A 16,601-nucleotide genomic window follows, 5' to 3' on the forward strand; every position below is an offset into this window, starting at 1 on the left:
GAACATTTACAATAATATTTTCACGAAATGAAAACATTTCACTATGAATTGCAAGATTACTTTTCATTCTCTAATCGATAGATTGATTCTACGATAGCTTTGAAAATAGGTGTAACTTCATTTACATTACTATTCGTTTCTATATCCACGACAACTAAAGCATATCTTGGATTTTCATATGGAAAATAACCTGCAAACCAACGATTCACTTTCGTCCCTTTTCCTGTTTGTGCTGTCCCAGATTTTCCGGCGACACTTAGTGGTAACGACCTGAATGCTGCTCCTGTTCCTTTCTCCGTTGTTACAACGCCCCTTAATAACTCTTGTAATGTTTTCACTGTTTCATACGAAAGCTGTTTCCCGCCTATTGTATGGTCTTCAAATGTATAAAAGTCCGTTCCATTTTTATACATTATCTTTTCAACAGCTTTCACTTCCATCTTTTCTCCATCCCTACCAATCGTCGCCATTATATTTGCAATCGCTAGAGGTGACATGCGGACATCTTTCTGTCCAATTGCTGTTTGCGCTACCGCCTTTTTACTATTCTTATTTCCTTCACTACCCCAAATCGTAACCCTCTTCTCCTCTGGCATTTGCTCAAAATGAGTTGTATGAAATACAGAACCTTTCCATCCAACCTTACTAGCGGCTCCTAACGCTGCTACGTAAGTTTCTAACACCATCTTATCCTTTTGTATTAGCTCATTACCTAACTCCGAAAATGTCCTATTACAGCTTCTAGCAAAGCTCTCTTTAAAACTAAGTGTACCCATCATAACTTGTGGATGGTCTTCACCATATAAATCTTGATTACAATTAAATGTACGATTAAACACATTTTCATTTTGATCAATCACTGCCGCTGCAACTATTGTTTTAAAAACAGAACCGGGAAAATGTGGTGTCAACATTTGATTTTCAAGTGTAGTTGTATATAAACGCGCATCCTTCACCTGCACAGATGGTTTACTGACCATCGCTAAAATTTCATTTGTCTTTACATCAAGTAATACTAATCCCCCCTTCTTTATTTCGCTTGCTTCAACCACTTCTTCTGCTTTTTGCTGTAACCTGTTATGTAAAGTTGTTTGAATCGTCACTGGATAAAACGGATTTCCAGGAGCAGTATATTTTGCTTGTTTTCCAAAAATCGGTTCCCCTTGTCGGTCCACTTGATACAATACTTTTGCCTCTCCATCGGTCAAAAGAAATTCATCAAATGATTGCTGCAATCCTGAAATACCAATTGGCGTTTGCCTTGAAATTTTTCTTACTTCTCCGTATCGTTTTTGAAATTCTCGTTCATTCTCCCCCACATCGCCAATTAAATGATTCACCCTGCCAGTTTGCCGTAAACGAACTTCAGCTGCTACAATACCTAATACCTTTAATTGATTTACCTTCTCCATCTGCTCTCGTGCCAAGCGAAATGGACCATTTCCCCTTTGCATGATAAATGCACTTTTCTTGTCTTTCATTTGACTTTCAATCTCTTGTCTCGACACACCAATGATATGCGCAATTTTCTCTAACATGTCATTTTTTATTTGTAGAAATGGAAAAATAATTAAAACAGGATACTTTTTCTCACCTATTTCCTTACCGTTCCGATCTATAAAATGGCCTCGTCCATCATCTACCGTAATGGACTGCGTCCGTTGTGTAACACTTTTTTCAATTAAATTTATCTTACGATCTGTAAATGATTCTGTATCTATAATTTGTATTTGAATTAAACGACAAAGTAAAATAAACATGATACATATAAAACAAATTAAAACAATTGTAATTCTCCGTTTTATTTTCATAAAAAACACCTCGTCTATTATAGTTTGGACGGAGTGTTTCATCTTTTATACAAATAAAAAAATCACTCGCTTTTACACGAGTGATTTTTTATTATTTTACAGAGATAATCTCTACTTGCATTTCTCCACCTGGAGTTTGGATTGCTACCTTCTCACCAATTTGCTTACCTAATAAGCTTTTTGCAATTGGAGAATCGTTAGAAATTCTTCCTTCAAATGGATCTGCTTCTGCGCTACCTACGATTGTGTAAGATTCTTCATCTCCACCTGGTAACTCTTTAAATGTTACTGTTTTACCTAATGTAACAACTGTAGACTCTTCGCCGTTATCTGTGATGATAACTGCGTTACGAATCATGTTTTCTAATTGTGTAATACGTCCTTCTACGAACGCTTGCTCATCTTTCGCTGCATCGTACTCAGAGTTCTCAGAAAGATCTCCGAAGCTACGTGCAATCTTAATTCGCTCTACAACCTCTTTACGTTTTACCGTTTTTAAATCTTCAAGTTCGTTCTCTAGCTTTTGCTTACCCTCTTGCGTCATAGGGTATGTTTTTTCTGTTGCCATATTTTCCACTCCTTTTATATACCAATCCCCCGAAAAAAAAGAGGAGTTCCATATGAAAACTCCCCCACTTATATGTATAGCGGAGGTTTCTAGCACGCCTGTACTAGCGGAGTTGTCACATACAACCCCGTATTCCCAATTCCTCTTTATATAAAGAAGATATGTATGGAAAGTTGATATAAATATGCCCTCACCTATATATAGATGAGGTTGCATGTTTCATTGTATTCGATAGGAAGGGAAAAAATCCCTTCCTATCGTATATCTTTTACTATGCTATTACAAATTTACTTTTTGTTCAAGAATTGTTGCAATTTTTGTCACCATAATATCAATTGCAACATGGTTTTGTCCACCTTCAGGGATAATAATATCCGCAAATTTCTTAGAAGGCTCAATAAATTGATTGTGCATTGGACGTACAACACTTACGTATTGATCAATAACTGAATCCATCGTACGGCCGCGTTCCTTAATATCACGCTGCATGCGGCGTAAAATACGAAGATCTGCATCTGTATCAACGAATAGCTTAATGTCCATTAACTCACAAAGACGTGGGTCTTCTAAAATAAGAATTCCTTCTAAAATGATTACATCTTTCGGCTCAACTGGAATAACTTCTTCTGAACGCGTATGCAATGTATAGTCATATACAGGCTTATCAATTTGCTCATATGCAAGTAACTGCTGCAAATGTTCAATTAACAGATCATTATCAAACGCAAGCGGATGATCATAATTTGTTTTTAAACGCTCTTCCATTGGTAAATGGCTTTGATCTTTGTAATAATAATCTTGCTCTAAGATTAAAATAGAATGACCTTTAAAATGGTCAAAAATCGCTTTCGTTACACTCGTTTTACCTGATCCCGAACCACCAGCAATTCCAATTACAACAGGCTTATTCGTCCCCATTCGACTATCAACTCTTTCTTATTGAAGTATGCTTTTGCGCATCATATTATTCACATACACTGGTTGATCCACTTTGAATTTCACGATTTGCAGCGGATGTCTCGCTGCATCTAATTCGTTTCCATCCTCATCCCAAATTTTCTCCACCGTCTGCGTAAAGTTTTCTATTTCTGGCCCAAAGAACTCCACTTCATGTCCTGGTTTGAAATGATTACGTTGCTCAATCGTTACGATGCCTGTTTCTTCATTATAATCTAACACTAAACCAGCGAAATCATACGTTGTTTTCTTACTATGATTTCCAAACATTTGCTCTTGATGTCCTGGAACCCCTTCAAAGAATGCGGGAGCTGTATCACGATTTGCACATTTATCAAGCTCATCTAACCATTCTTGTTTAAACTCAAAATTATCCGGATCCGCACAATACGCATCAATTACTTTACGGTATACCGTTGCTACAGTTGCTACGTAATGGATTGATTTCATACGTCCTTCAACTTTTAAGCTATCAATTCCAATTTCAATCATTTTCGGAATTGATAAAATTAAATTTAAGTCTTTTGGACTCATTGCAAAGTGAGCATCTTCTTCTTGGAATAGAGGAAGCTCTTTTGCATCTTTATGTTGTGATACTGTTTGAACTAAATCATAGTCCCAACGGCAAGATTGACAACAACCACCACGGTTAGAGTCACGTGCTGTCATATGGTTACTTAACGTACATCTGCCTGAATATGCGATACACATTGCACCATGGACGAATGCTTCAATTTCAATATCCACTTTTTCTTTAATTTCTTTCATTTCTTCATAGCTTGCTTCACGAGCTAATACAAGACGATGTAAACCTTCTTCTTTCCAATACTGTGCTGCTTTCCAGTTGGATAGTGATTGTTGTGTACTTAAATGCACTTCAACAGAAGGCGCTACACGTTTACAAGTCTCAATAATAAGCGGATCAGCAACGATAATTCCCGTTACGCCAGCTTTTTCAATCCCTTTTAAATATTCCTCTAGCCCGTCCATATTTTCATTATGTGCAAAGATATTTGTTGTTACATATATTTTTGCTCCATATTTCTTTGCAAATTCAACACCTTCTGCCATTTCTTCCAGTGTAAAGTTACCTGCATTCGAACGAAGACCAAATTCTTGTCCACCTAAATATACAGCATCTGCCCCATAATGGATAGCTACTTTTAATTTTTCTAAGTTACCCGCAGGGATTAACAGTTCAGGTTTCTTCACAATAACGCGTTTGCCATCGATTACTCGTGAAATTTCTTGTACAGTCATTTCCTACACCCTCCTCGTTTAGTAAACCGTCTCTTTAAAGAAGAATCCTGTATCTAACGGACGATTTACTGGTTGCATTTCTTCTATCTCTTTATATAAATCGTCTTTCACGTCATAATACGCATCACGATCTTCTACACATAAATCAATTGCTTTACGATATTTCTTCGTTACCTCAATAATGTATGCAGAGCTTTTTAGTACACCATCAACTTTTAAGCTAGCGACTTCAGCGTCAATTAGTTCTTCTAACTCATCGATGAAACAAATATCGTTTGGACTCATAATGTGAGTACCATTTTCATCTTCATAAATTGGATATTTATTGTTACGCTCTGGGTCATATAAGAACATATTCTCTTCATATTTTTTCTTTTCAATGTCAAGATTACGTCCTTGATACTCAAAGTAGTTTCCTACTAAGGAACGCTTCGATTGGAACATACAAGTCATACCGTGAATTTGTACTTCAAGTTCCACTTCAGCATTTTCTTTTAATTCAACAATCTCATCTAAGCTAAGCTCACGAGCTAATACAGCGCGTTTTGCTCCTCTTTGTCCCCAGTAGTTACAAGTAAACCAGTTTGTTGCTGTTGTTTCTGTATTCCAGTGCAATTGCATATTTGGCGCTACTTCTCGGACCGCCATTAATACTGCTGGGTCTCCGAAAACAATTGCATCTACACTTACTTCGTTTAAAAATGCAACATAATCTGTTAATTCGTCTACTTTATCATTGTGGAACATAGCGTTCATTGCTACGTATACTTTCACACCATTTTCATGCGCAATCTTCACAGCTTGTTTCACATCTTCACGTGAAAATTCCCCTGCTAAACGTAAACCGAACTTTTGCTCACCGATCATTACCGCATCTGCTCCTGCTTTCGCAAGAGGTTCGATATCCACTACTGCTTTTGGCGTTACTAACAATTCAGGTTTCTTCATACCTTGGTCACCCTCTCTTTTTACTAACAGCTACTCCATCACCAATTGGGAAAATCGTTGTATCATATCCTTCATGGTTCATAAGCCATTCATTGTACGTCTTAATACGACGGATTAAACCACGTGTACGTCTGTTTTCAATTTTCTCTTTTGTCGTTACAAGGCCATGGTACATAACATTATCTGAAATAATTACGCCACCAGGGTTTAATAACGGTTCATATAAGTCAAAAAAGCGACGATATTGTCCTTTTGCTGCATCAATAAAAATAACGTCAAACGTTCCATGTTCTTCTACTTGCTCACCTGTTTCTAACGCATCACCGTAAATAACAGAAATACGCTCTTTAACTGATGAACGTTCTATATATTCAAGTGCTTTTTCATATCGCTCACGATTGCGTTCAACTGTCACAATGCGAGAATTTGGAATAGCTTGCATCATACGAATACTAGAATAACCAATTGCTGTACCAAGCTCTAAAATGCTTTTTGGTCCAATTAAACGTAAAAATTGCAACATAAATTCCATTCCAAGTCGATCCATAATCGGCACATGATTTTCTTTCGCATAATCTTCCATTTCAAGAATTAATTTATCTTTCGGATCAATAAATGATAATAGGTACTCGTTAACTGCATCCTCCATAATGGTCCTCCTTATTTACATGGAGAAGTGCCTCTATGACGTCTTTTCACACATAGAATGCAATAAAAATACAAGCCAGCTTCATCCTTAGCTTGTACGTCCCGTTTTGATATTAAAAACGATTCTTCTGCCAGTTTTTAACCCGATATATTTTACCACAAAAAAGAGGGATGTGCGACATTTTTCGCTATCCCTCCCCATTTCACTGTTTTTTCGTAATATATTTTTGCTTTAATGCATTATGCTCTTCCAATGTTTTCGCATAGTACACTTCACCAGTTGGTGCAGCTAAGAAATAATAATAATCTGTTTGTGCAGGCTCTAACGCCGCTTCCACTGAATGTTTACCAGAGTTTGCAATCGGACCAACCGGCAATCCTTTCACAACATACGTATTGTACGGTGAGTTTACCTTTAAATCTTCGTATAATACACGTTGTTTATGCTTTCCAAGTGCATATAATACCGTTGGATCAGTTTGCAGGGGCATACCTTTTTCCAAACGATTATAAAAGACACTAGAGATTTTTTGACGATCTGTAAAGCCTGTTGCCTCTTCTTCAATAAGTGAAGACAATGTTAAAAGCTGATGAACATCCCAGTTTTTCGCTTTCATTTTTGCCTCGTTTTGAACAATGATTGCATTCGTTTTCTCAAGCATTGGAATTACAATTTCTTCTAACGTCGTATCTTTTTTATAGAAAGAGTACGTCGCAGGATATAAATAACCTTCTAATGGATATTTAATATTGCTATCAAAGATTTTATCCGTTAACAACTTCGGATACTTTTGCTGCATTTTTTGAATAAATGCCTTATCGTTTAATTGACGTACGACATCATCTTTATTCCACTTTAATTCGTTTGCAACCGTTTCTGCAATTTCAGTTACTTGTGCACCTTCTTTTATCGTCACTTTATAAAGAGCTGGACGATGTACATTACCAGATGACATTTGTTCAATAACATCTGAGGCACTCATTGAAGGATTTAATAAATATGTACCCGCTTGTAAATTTTTAGATTTAGCCTTTGTATAAAAACTAAAAACTGTACCGTTTTTCACAGTACCTTTTTCTTCTAAAATCTCACCAATTTTACTAGTAGATGATCCTTTTGGAATTTCTACTTCAATCTCTTTTTTATTCCCGCTATCAACTGGTCCTAATGCGGATGAAATATACGCATAGACTGAACCACAAACTAAAAGCAGTGCAATAATCGAAAATAAAAAAAGACGTCTACGCTTTTTTTTCACTTGATTCTCTATCAACACTCTTCCTCCTTAATTAAATTGTAGACCGTATGTATATCTTTCTATACAACACGATATAAAAACACAATAAATTTATTTATCTTTTTTTAGATAGACATTTTATTTTTCTACAATCCGTCTCATTATACTACAAAGGATTACACGGTTTCGACAAAAAATCTTTCATTTTACATATAAAAAAAGGTGGACTATATGTCGTCCACCTTTTCAGTACTTATTATTCAGCTTCTTGCTCATCAGCTAGAGTGTTGAACATTTCTTGTACCATTTCCCACTCTTCTTCAGATTCGATTGGAAGTAAACTTCCGCCCTCTTCTTCATTTTGCTCATAAGCCATTGCATCATAAATTTGGTCTCCATCTTCGTCTACTTCACCGATTGGAGAGAAGACTACGTATGATTTTTTGCCAAATTTTTCAGCATCAAAAGTGAAAATAATTTCACATAAATGTTCGTTACCTTTTTCGTCTACAATTGTAATTTGATTTTCTTCCATTTTGGTCACCTCTTATTTACTATCTAAAAATCCTTGTAAGATTACGACTGCAGCCATCTTATCAATTACCTGTTTTCGCTTCTTACGACTCACATCAGCTGAAATGAGCAGACGTTCCGCTGCCATCGTTGACAAACGCTCGTCCCACATTACAACTTCTAATTGTAACAGATTTCGCAGGTTTTCTGCAAATTGCTGGCACGCTTCACCACGTGGGCCAATTGTACCATTCATATTTTTAGGTAAACCTACTACTATTTTGTCCACATTGTACTGCTTTACTAACTCAGAAATACGATCAAAACCAAAGTGACCTCGTTCTTCGTTAATCCTGATTGTTTCCAGCCCTTGCGCTGTCCAGCCCATTTCGTCGCTCATTGCAACTCCGACTGTTTTTGTACCTACATCTAAACCTAATATCCGCATAAACTACTCCTCACGATGATGTTTCAAGTACGACTTCACAAGCTCTTCAATTAACTCATCACGTTCAAGCTTGCGAATGATGCTTCGTGCATCTTTATGGCGAGGTATGTATGCTGGGTCTCCACTTAATAAATAACCGACGATTTGGTTAATCGGATTATAGCCTTTTTCTTGAAGTGCATCATACACAGTTAAAAGTACATCATTTACATGGACACTCTGTTTTTCATCTTGAATGCTAAACTTCATTGTTTTATCAAAACCGTCCATTTCAAGCACCTCACTTATATAGTAAGTATAGGGAGAAGAACTTCTCCTCTCCCTACCATTGTACACTACTATCTCTTTATTTTGAAACAGATTTAACGTACTCTTGTACAAATGCTAAAGCTTCCTCAACTTGCGCTGGGTTTTTACCGCCTGCTTGAGCCATGTCAGGACGGCCACCACCACCGCCGCCACAACGAGAAGCTACTTCTTTCACAAGTTTACCAGCATGGTAACCTTGGCTAATTAAATCTTTCGTTACGCCAGCTAAGATGTTTACTTTATCATCATTTACAGACGCTAATACGACAACTGCAGACTCTAATTTATTTTTCAGGTCATCCATCATCGTACGTAAGTTGTTCATATCTGCAACGTTTACTTTCGCTGCTAATACGTTTACGCCATCAACTGTCATTACTGAATCAGTTAAGTTTCCAGCTTCAATATTGCTTAATTTTGCAGCAAGAGATTCGTTTTCTTTTTGAAGTTGTTTTACTTCAGCAAATAAACCATCCACTCTTGTTAAAATATCTTTCGGGTTTGTTTTCATTTTTCCTGCTGCTTCTTTTAATAAACCTACTTGATCGTTCATTAATTCGTATGCAGATTTACCAGTTACTGCTTCAATACGACGCGTTCCTGCACCGATACCAGACTCAGCAACGATTTTGAAAATACCAATTGAAGCTGTGTTATCAACGTGACAACCACCGCAAAGCTCTAAGCTATAATCGCCTACTTGTACAACGCGTACAACATCACCGTATTTTTCACCGAATAATGCCATTGCGCCCATTTCTTTCGCTTCTTCAATTGCTTTTTGAGAAATCTCAACATCAATACTTTCCCAAATTTTCTCGTTTACGATACGCTCAATTTTTTCTAATTCGTCAGCTTGTACTTGACCGAAGTGAGAGAAATCAAAGCGTAAACGTTCAGAAGTTACAAGAGAACCTGCTTGGTTAACATGCGTTCCAAGTACGTCTTTTAATGCTTGGTGTAGTAAGTGAGTTGCTGTATGGTTTTTCACAACGCTACTACGGTTTTTCGTGTCGATAATAGCTTTCACAGCCGCATCTTTCGTTAATGTACCTTCTTCAACAACAACTTTGTGTAAGTTTTGACCATTTGGTGCTTTTTGTACGTCTTTTACAAGTACTTTCACGCCGTCAGCAAGAAGGTAACCACGGTCTGCAATTTGTCCACCGCTCTCAGCATAGAATGGTGTTACATCAAGCATTAATTGCCCTTCTTCACCAGCTTGTAAGCTATCTGTGTATTCGCCGTTTTTCACAAGTGCAACAACGTTACTTTCTGTTGCAACTGTACCGTAACCAACGAACTCGCTCGCTACTTTCACTTCTCCAAGGACACCGCCTTGAACTTGCATAGAATCAACGTCTTGACGAGCAGCACGTGCGCGCTCACGTTGTTTTTCCATTTCACTTTCAAAGCCTTCCTGATCAACTGTCATACCAGCTTCTTCTGCATATTCTTCTGTTAATTCAATCGGGAAACCATATGTGTCATATAGACGGAACGCATCTACTCCAGAAATAACAGTTGTTTTTTCTTCTTTTGCTTTTGTGATAACTTCAGCTAAAATTGCTTCCCCATCATGAAGTGTTTCATGGAAACGCTCTTCTTCATTTTTCACAACTTTTGCTATGAAATCTTTCTTTTCAAGTACTTCTGGGTAGAAGTCTTTCATTACCTCTCCAACAACCGGCACTAATTCAAACATGAATGGACGGTTGATGTTTAATTTTTTCGAATAACGAACCGCGCGGCGTAATAAACGACGTAATACATAACCACGGCCTTCGTTAGATGGAAGAGCACCGTCACCTACAGCAAATGTTACTGTACGGATATGGTCAGCAATTACTTTAAACGCCATATCTTTTTCTAAGTCACCATTACGATACTTCTCACCAGAAATTGATTCTGTTGCGCCAATCATCGGCATGAATAAGTCTGTATCAAAGTTTGTAGGCACATCTTGAACGATAGATGTCATACGCTCTAGACCCATCCCTGTATCGATGTTTTTCTTAGGAAGCGGTGTATATGATCCGTCTGGATTATGGTTAAATTGAGAGAATACAAGGTTCCATACTTCTAAGTAACGCTCGTTTTCTCCGCCTGGATATAATTCTGGGTCACTAAAGTCATTACCATAAGCTTCTCCGCGGTCATAGAAAATCTCTGTATTCGGTCCGCTTGGTCCTTCACCGATATCCCAGAAGTTTTCTTCTAAACGGATGATGCGCTCTTTTGGAACACCCATTTTTTCATTCCAAATTGTGAATGCTTCTTCATCTTCTGGATGGATTGTAACTGATAGTAATTCTTTATCGAATCCGATCCATTTGTCGCTCGTTAAGAATTCCCAAGCCCAAGTAATTGCTTCTTCTTTAAAGTAATCACCGATTGAGAAGTTTCCTAACATTTCAAAGAATGTATGGTGACGAGCTGTTTTCCCTACGTTTTCAATATCGTTTGTACGAATTGATTTTTGGGCATTTGTAATACGTGGATTTTGCGGGATTACACGTCCATCAAAATATTTTTTTAATGTCGCTACACCACTGTTAATCCATAACAGAGATGGATCTTCATGCGGAACTAGTGATGCACTAGGTTCTACTGCATGTCCTTTTTCTTGGAAAAAGTCTAAAAACATTTGACGAATTTGTGCGCCTGTTAGTTGTTTCATTGTATTTTCCTCCTTAAATATAAAAAACTCCCGCCCCTATAAAAGGGACGAGAGTTAACTCGCGATACCACCCTAATTATGAATTGATTATTATAACAATCAATTCATCACCTCATGGTGCCGTAACGTGGCAAGACGGCAGTGATTAGCTGCTCTCAGGATTAGCTTTCTGTTACCCTTCATTTAAAGCTTCTTTCAGCCATATGGAAGCTTCTCTCTATAAATGGACTGTAACGTACTTTTTCCGTCATTGATTTAATGTATTATATGACTAAATATAATAGAATTCTCTTAAGTTTGTCAATGTAGATAATCATTTATATTGCATTAACCATAGTTATTCTACTATTCATTCTTAACAGCCTTTCAATATATTATGCATTTATTAATAAATTGTACTACCTCTATATTTTTTTCAGAATATTATTTTTTTGTTATAATTAAATTATCAATAATAAAGGAGTGAGCAAAATGACAACTTTATTGAACAAGGCTAAAAACATATTAACGACTGACGAAACGATATTATTTTACACTGCCTGTTCATTAGATATATTTATTTATCGTTCCGTTGCAAGACCAGGACTGTTAATTTTAACGAACAAACGGCTCTTCTTTTATGGACCAGATGTAAGTAAGAACCCAATATTTGAAGAGTACTCTTTTGCAAACATTTCTAATCTAAAAGAGCAAAAGCGGCTTTTCAGCAATCAAATTATATTTATGTACGATAATGAATGGAAAAAAATAAAGCATATTCAAACAAATGATGTAAGCTCTCTCGTTCAACAAATACACGAGCAACTCTCTACATAATGAAAGCCCTCTACTTTTATAAGTAGAGGGCTTTCATATTACACATCTTCTTTTTTCCAAAGAGGTCTTACATGAACAATCACTGTACGAATAACCGCTAAAATTGGAACTGATATTAATAATCCTACAATCCCAGCTATCTCTCCTCCAACTAGTAATGCAAGCATAATAATAACAGGATGCATACGAAGTGACTTACCAACGATGTAAGGTGATAAAATGTTACTTTCCAAAAACTGCAAAATAGCAATCGTAATTCCCGCCTTAATGAGTAAACTCGTTGATACCGTTGCCGCAATCATCAATGTCGGAATCGCCCCTAAAATAGGACCGAAGTACGGGATTATATCCGTTACCCCAATAATAATGCCGAGTAATAGTGGATATTTCATACCGATAAACCAAAAGGAAAGAACAGATACTCCCCCTAATACTAAGCAAACAAACAACTGTCCTCGAATATAACTTCCGAGTGACTTATCAATTTCTTTCGCCAGCATTTGCCCTGTACTACGCCACTTACTTGGGACTAGTTTCCAAAAGATGTGATAAAATTCACCGTAATCTTTTAATATGTAAAATACAATGAACGGTATTAAGAAAATAATAAGCAACGAATCCAGTACGCCACGAGCCGTACTCATCACTTTATTTAAAAGTGATTGTATCTTCGTTTCTACACCAACAAAAATTTGTTTCACCTTTTCATGAATAAATGATGGGAAATTTGCTGTTTGTTCTGTGACGCCATCCATCCAAGAATCATACATTTTTGTAAACTGCGGAAATTGTTCATTAATCTCTTGTAACTGTTTAATAACAACTGGCGTTCCTTTATAAATCCCATAACCAATTCCGCCAAAGAAAAGGATGTAAATAAGCAAGATAGCAAGTGTACGTGGCATCCCTTCTTTATGAATTTTTTCAATTAAAGGATGCAATAAATACGCAATAAAGCATGCAATAAGAAACGGTGTAATTGCCACTTTAAATACAAAAATAATCGGTGCCCATAGCGGCTTAATTTTTAAAAAGACAAGTAAACAAAGAAATACAAGTAACAATAACCCTAAACGATATATCCAAATGATTTTAAGATTCTTCACATGAAAAACCTCCTCCACCTTTATTTTGAAAATAAACAGGGTAGGTTATGTGCAAAAGTTTTAAAATCTTTTCGTGCAGACCATACTGTTTTGTAAAGACATACATATACATAACATAACAAGGACAACCACCCCTGAGAATGCAGCATGAAACAATATAATCAGGAGGGCTAACAATGGTTTTATTTATGCTCGTATTATCAGCACTTTTTATGATTCTTGAATGGGTTTGTATCGGGTTTGGGATTTGGAAAGGTTTCTTTATTCGTTCCTCGCGAAAAGAAAGGGCGAAGCAGTTATTTCATTACGGAATGCTTGGCGTTGGATGTTACGGCCTATCTTATCTCTTCTCTGAAATTGGACTTTTATATTTACATACAAGTGCATAAAAAAACTCCCTTATTATGAAGGGAGTTTTTTGCGCTTATAAATAAGATTTAATCATCTTACGTGCTTTTTTCATATTGCGTTTTGAAAATACATCTTGCTTGCGAGCATATTGATATGCTGCCGCTCCAACACCTAATGCGATTAATGAATTGCGTAGATTCAAAGTAAATCCCCCTTTTCGTTATCCGATCGTTCTTTCGTTCTCATCAAATAAATCATCAAGAGAGCTTAATGAACCATCTTCCTCTACTTGATGCGTATGGATTTTCCCTTTTGAAACCGATAATTCGATATAACAATTCCAGCAATAAAATTGGTTGACACCTATTTTTCCAATGTCTTTCCCTTTGCAATTTGGACAAATGAACATATGGCTTTCATCTCCTTACAGTCTCCCAGATTCTATTCGCCATTATGTCCAAACCGCATTCATTTATACATTACTGGAGCCTTTCAACGATATACGTTTGAAAGTTTCACTATATAATTTCACCTTGTTACATGAAATCATACGGTGAAATGTTTTCCACGTCCATTTCTTCGCCATTAACTGTTACCATCTGTACTTCTCCTTGCGATTCTTGCAAACGATTCGCTAAAGTCGTTTGACGCATTGCATCATCAAGGCGATTTACACCAGATTGGAAAGCTGCTTCCTCCCCGCAAATAATGAGGAACTTTTTACTTCTTGTAATACCAGTGTAAATTAAATTACGACGTAACATACGATTGTAACTTTTCACTATCGGCATAATCACAATCGGAAACTCACTACCTTGCGATTTATGAATCGAACAGCAATAGGCATGTGTAATTTGATTTAAGTCTGGCTTTGTATACGTTACCTCAATTCCATCAAATGAAACGATAATCATATCTTGTTGTTCAACGTTCTCTTTCGCATAAAACACCGAAACAATTTCTCCGATATCACCATTAAACACTTGACTCTCCGGTTGATTAACGAGTTGCAGTACTTTATCGCCTCTTCGGTATACAACATCACCGTAAGCAATTTCTTTACTCTTTTCCCTTTTCGGATTAAACACTTCTTGCAACGCTTCGTTTAGTACATTAATACCGGCAGGGCCACGATACATCGGGGCCAGTACTTGTACATCTCTTGCGCTAAACCCTTTTGTCTTAGCATTTTCACAAACCTTCTTAACAACCTCAACAATTTGAGCTCCTGTACAGCCGATAAATGAACGATCTTTTTGATTTTGCGCTAAATCTGGTGGGAGCGTTCCATTTTTTATCGCATGGGCGAGTTGAATAACAGATGAGCCTTCCGCTTGACGATAAATTTCAGTAAGCTTCACTGTTGGAACTGCACCTGCATTCAATAAATCTTTCAACACTTGTCCAGGTCCTACAGATGGTAATTGATCTTCATCACCTACAACGATAACTTGAATGTTAGTCGGCAATGATTTAAACAGCTGATTTGCAAGCCAAATATCAACCATTGAAAATTCATCAATAATAAGCAATTTCCCTTGTACCGGATCCGTTTCATTACGCTGGAAAGACCCTTCTGGGGTCCAGCCAAGTAAACGGTGAATTGTACAAGCTGGAAGCCCTGTTGATTCACTCATTCGCTTCGCTGCTCTTCCTGTTGGGGCCGTTAATAATATCGGAAATGGATTATCGTCACTGTATTCATTCGGATTTAACGATAGCCCGTGAAGTGACGCATACATTTCAACAATTCCTTTAATAACTGTTGTTTTCCCTGTTCCTGGTCCACCTGTCAATAACATCATCGGTTTATGAAGTGCCGTTTGAATCGCTTCTTGCTGAAACGGTGCATACTGTACATTCAGTTGTTCTTCAATTTGACCTAACGTCTTTAACACTTCTGCTTCAGGAAATGAGGGTGTTTCCTCCTGATTCATAAGCCTGCGAATAGACTTTACAACACCTTTTTCTGAGTAGAATAACGATGCTAAATACACTCGTTCTTCTTCTATGATAACTTTCCCTTCACTTTGCATCATTTCAACGCAAGCTACAATGTCTTCCTCGGTCACTCTTCCTTCTTGATTATTTAAAAGTGACATCGTTTCTCTTACAAGTTGATTTTTCCCCATATAAACATGACCAAGTTGCAATGAAACATTCTCTAACGTATAAAAACAACCCGCACGTACACGGTCATTATGATTACCCGATATACCTAACGCACGTCCTATATCATCCGCTCTTCCAAATCCAATCCCGTCCACTTCTTCAATAAGCTTATACGGATTATTACGAATCACTTCTAATGTCATCTCTTTATATTGCTGGTAAATCTTAATAGAAAGCTTCGTTCCAAAACCGTAACCATTTAAAAAACTCATTACTTTCTCTAGTCCTTGATGTTCAACAATTGTCTCATATATTTCTTGAGCTTTTTGCTTATTGACAACACCATTTAACGCATCCGGATCATCCATAATTTTAGAGATGGCATGTTCCCCAAGATGATCCACAATTTTTTCAGCTGTACGCTTTCCTATCCCTTTAAATAAATCACTCGCTAAATATTGCACCATACCAGCTTTTGTTTGCGGCAATTCTTTCTTAAATGTTTCAACTAAATATTGTTTCCCATACTTCGGATGGTCTTTAAAATGCCCTGTCAATGTAAATACTTCATCTTCATGCATGCGGGGAAAATGACCGTTTATCATCACTTTTTTTTCGTCGTACGTTTCATTCGTCTCAATGACTTTCATACTGACAACGGAATAGAGGTTTTCTTCGTTGTGGAAAATGGTATGAAGAACTTGCGCTTTTATAAACTTTTTATCTTCCTCAAACAAATCCATTGCATGTTGATTTCCCATCTTTCCTCTCCTTTCCGGTTCGTTTCACTTTAATGAGCAGTACATCCCCCACCTATTTAGATGAGGGATAACTAC

At 37.0% G+C, this 16,601-nt stretch carries 17 protein-coding genes and 1 other annotated feature; of the genes, 2 read left to right on the forward strand and 15 right to left on the reverse strand.

Annotation, left to right across the window (positions count from 1 at the left end; translation table 11 throughout):
• Positions 1-56: 56 nt before the first annotated feature.
• The 11 genes from ACLBWW_RS03485 to alaS form a co-directional block, all read right to left on the reverse strand.
• Positions 57-1,811 (reverse strand): peptidoglycan D,D-transpeptidase FtsI family protein, encoded by a 1,755-nt coding sequence (locus tag ACLBWW_RS03485; RefSeq protein ID WP_048541438.1) that lies wholly within the window; start codon positions 1,809-1,811, stop codon positions 57-59.
• A gap of 91 nt (positions 1,812-1,902) precedes the next feature.
• On the reverse strand, positions 1,903-2,379 hold the full coding sequence (gene greA / locus ACLBWW_RS03490) for a transcription elongation factor GreA (protein ID WP_000179964.1): 477 nt from the start codon (positions 2,377-2,379) through the stop codon (positions 1,903-1,905).
• A 279-nt stretch (positions 2,380-2,658) separates the two neighbouring features.
• Positions 2,659-3,297 (reverse strand): uridine kinase, encoded by a 639-nt coding sequence (gene udk / locus ACLBWW_RS03495; RefSeq protein ID WP_000537082.1) that lies wholly within the window; start codon positions 3,295-3,297, stop codon positions 2,659-2,661.
• Positions 3,298-3,315: 18 nt separating this feature from the next.
• Entirely contained in the window at positions 3,316-4,596 is a 1,281-nt protein-coding gene (locus ACLBWW_RS03500; protein ID WP_000217969.1) for a peptidase U32 family protein, read from the reverse strand.
• An 18-nt stretch (positions 4,597-4,614) separates the two neighbouring features.
• Entirely contained in the window at positions 4,615-5,544 is a 930-nt protein-coding gene (locus ACLBWW_RS03505; RefSeq protein ID WP_000742789.1) for a peptidase U32 family protein, read from the reverse strand.
• Positions 5,545-5,551: 7 nt separating this feature from the next.
• Complete coding sequence (locus ACLBWW_RS03510; protein ID WP_046956307.1) at positions 5,552-6,193, reverse strand: O-methyltransferase; 642 nt, start codon at positions 6,191-6,193, stop codon at positions 5,552-5,554.
• A 202-nt stretch (positions 6,194-6,395) separates the two neighbouring features.
• Positions 6,396-7,466: an endolytic transglycosylase MltG gene (mltG, locus tag ACLBWW_RS03515; RefSeq protein WP_048541434.1), complete on the reverse strand. Its 1,071-nt coding sequence runs from the start codon at positions 7,464-7,466 to the stop codon at positions 6,396-6,398.
• Between the two features lie 220 nt (positions 7,467-7,686).
• Positions 7,687-7,965 carry a DUF1292 domain-containing protein gene (locus tag ACLBWW_RS03520; protein ID WP_000392246.1) on the reverse strand — a complete coding sequence of 93 codons (279 nt, stop codon included), beginning with the start codon at positions 7,963-7,965 and terminating at the stop codon, positions 7,687-7,689.
• Between the two features lie 12 nt (positions 7,966-7,977).
• The gene (gene ruvX / locus ACLBWW_RS03525; RefSeq protein WP_001221204.1) at positions 7,978-8,391 is read right to left on the reverse strand and encodes a Holliday junction resolvase RuvX; all 414 of its coding nucleotides are present in this window, start codon (positions 8,389-8,391) and stop codon (positions 7,978-7,980) included.
• 3 nt (positions 8,392-8,394) lie between these two features.
• Positions 8,395-8,661, reverse strand: coding sequence for an IreB family regulatory phosphoprotein (locus ACLBWW_RS03530; protein WP_000348590.1), 267 nt, complete (start codon positions 8,659-8,661; stop codon positions 8,395-8,397).
• Positions 8,662-8,737: 76 nt separating this feature from the next.
• Positions 8,738-11,380 (reverse strand): alanine--tRNA ligase, encoded by a 2,643-nt coding sequence (gene alaS / locus ACLBWW_RS03535; RefSeq protein ID WP_048541432.1) that lies wholly within the window; start codon positions 11,378-11,380, stop codon positions 8,738-8,740.
• Positions 11,381-11,420: 40 nt separating this feature from the next.
• Positions 11,421-11,640 (reverse strand) — a binding site (T-box leader).
• Between the two features lie 211 nt (positions 11,641-11,851).
• Between alaS and ACLBWW_RS03540 the strand changes: the two genes are divergently transcribed.
• The gene (locus ACLBWW_RS03540; RefSeq protein WP_048541430.1) at positions 11,852-12,196 is read left to right on the forward strand and encodes a PH domain-containing protein; all 345 of its coding nucleotides are present in this window, start codon (positions 11,852-11,854) and stop codon (positions 12,194-12,196) included.
• Positions 12,197-12,234: 38 nt separating this feature from the next.
• Here the strand turns inward: ACLBWW_RS03540 and ACLBWW_RS03545 are convergent, their stop codons facing one another.
• A complete protein-coding gene (locus ACLBWW_RS03545; protein WP_048541428.1) occupies positions 12,235-13,302 on the reverse strand; it encodes an AI-2E family transporter in 1,068 nt (355 codons plus the stop codon).
• Positions 13,303-13,478: 176 nt separating this feature from the next.
• Between ACLBWW_RS03545 and ACLBWW_RS03550 the strand changes: the two genes are divergently transcribed.
• The gene (locus ACLBWW_RS03550) at positions 13,479-13,691 is read left to right on the forward strand and encodes a hypothetical protein (RefSeq protein ID WP_000242555.1); all 213 of its coding nucleotides are present in this window, start codon (positions 13,479-13,481) and stop codon (positions 13,689-13,691) included.
• 35 nt (positions 13,692-13,726) lie between these two features.
• On the opposite strand, the gene ACLBWW_RS03555 is transcribed toward ACLBWW_RS03550, so the two are convergent.
• The 3 genes from ACLBWW_RS03555 to recD2 all read right to left on the reverse strand — a co-directional run bounded on the left by ACLBWW_RS03555 (position 13,727) and on the right by recD2 (position 16,526).
• On the reverse strand, positions 13,727-13,855 hold the full coding sequence (locus tag ACLBWW_RS03555) for a YrzQ family protein (RefSeq protein WP_001053553.1): 129 nt from the start codon (positions 13,853-13,855) through the stop codon (positions 13,727-13,729).
• An 18-nt stretch (positions 13,856-13,873) separates the two neighbouring features.
• Positions 13,874-14,062 carry a hypothetical protein gene (locus ACLBWW_RS03560; protein WP_000469281.1) on the reverse strand — a complete coding sequence of 63 codons (189 nt, stop codon included), beginning with the start codon at positions 14,060-14,062 and terminating at the stop codon, positions 13,874-13,876.
• 127 nt (positions 14,063-14,189) lie between these two features.
• Positions 14,190-16,526 (reverse strand): SF1B family DNA helicase RecD2, encoded by a 2,337-nt coding sequence (gene recD2, locus ACLBWW_RS03565; protein WP_048541427.1) that lies wholly within the window; start codon positions 16,524-16,526, stop codon positions 14,190-14,192.
• Between the last annotated feature and the right edge of the window lie 75 nt (positions 16,527-16,601).

The organism is Bacillus sp. M5A3_1b (assembly GCF_053345335.1).

Excerpts from the sequence above, each read along its gene's own strand:
- ACLBWW_RS03485 (WP_048541438.1), bottom strand. The coding sequence starts at position 1,811 with ATGAAAATAAAACGGAGAATTACAATTGTTTTAATTTGTTTTATATGT.
- greA (WP_000179964.1), bottom strand. The coding sequence starts at position 2,379 with ATGGCAACAGAAAAAACATACCCTATGACGCAAGAGGGTAAGCAAAAG.
- udk (WP_000537082.1), bottom strand. The coding sequence starts at position 3,297 with ATGGGGACGAATAAGCCTGTTGTAATTGGAATTGCTGGTGGTTCGGGA.
- ACLBWW_RS03500 (WP_000217969.1), bottom strand. The coding sequence starts at position 4,596 with ATGACTGTACAAGAAATTTCACGAGTAATCGATGGCAAACGCGTTATT.
- ACLBWW_RS03505 (WP_000742789.1), bottom strand. The coding sequence starts at position 5,544 with ATGAAGAAACCTGAATTGTTAGTAACGCCAAAAGCAGTAGTGGATATC.
- ACLBWW_RS03510 (WP_046956307.1), bottom strand. The coding sequence starts at position 6,193 with ATGGAGGATGCAGTTAACGAGTACCTATTATCATTTATTGATCCGAAA.
- ACLBWW_RS03520 (WP_000392246.1), bottom strand. The coding sequence starts at position 7,965 with ATGGAAGAAAATCAAATTACAATTGTAGACGAAAAAGGTAACGAACAT.
- ruvX (WP_001221204.1), bottom strand. The coding sequence starts at position 8,391 with ATGCGGATATTAGGTTTAGATGTAGGTACAAAAACAGTCGGAGTTGCA.
- ACLBWW_RS03530 (WP_000348590.1), bottom strand. The coding sequence starts at position 8,661 with ATGGACGGTTTTGATAAAACAATGAAGTTTAGCATTCAAGATGAAAAA.
- alaS (WP_048541432.1), bottom strand. The coding sequence starts at position 11,380 with ATGAAACAACTAACAGGCGCACAAATTCGTCAAATGTTTTTAGACTTT.
- ACLBWW_RS03540 (WP_048541430.1), top strand. The coding sequence starts at position 11,852 with ATGACAACTTTATTGAACAAGGCTAAAAACATATTAACGACTGACGAA.
- ACLBWW_RS03550 (WP_000242555.1), top strand. The coding sequence starts at position 13,479 with ATGGTTTTATTTATGCTCGTATTATCAGCACTTTTTATGATTCTTGAA.
- ACLBWW_RS03560 (WP_000469281.1), bottom strand. The coding sequence starts at position 14,062 with ATGTTCATTTGTCCAAATTGCAAAGGGAAAGACATTGGAAAAATAGGT.
- recD2 (WP_048541427.1), bottom strand. The coding sequence starts at position 16,526 with ATGGGAAATCAACATGCAATGGATTTGTTTGAGGAAGATAAAAAGTTT.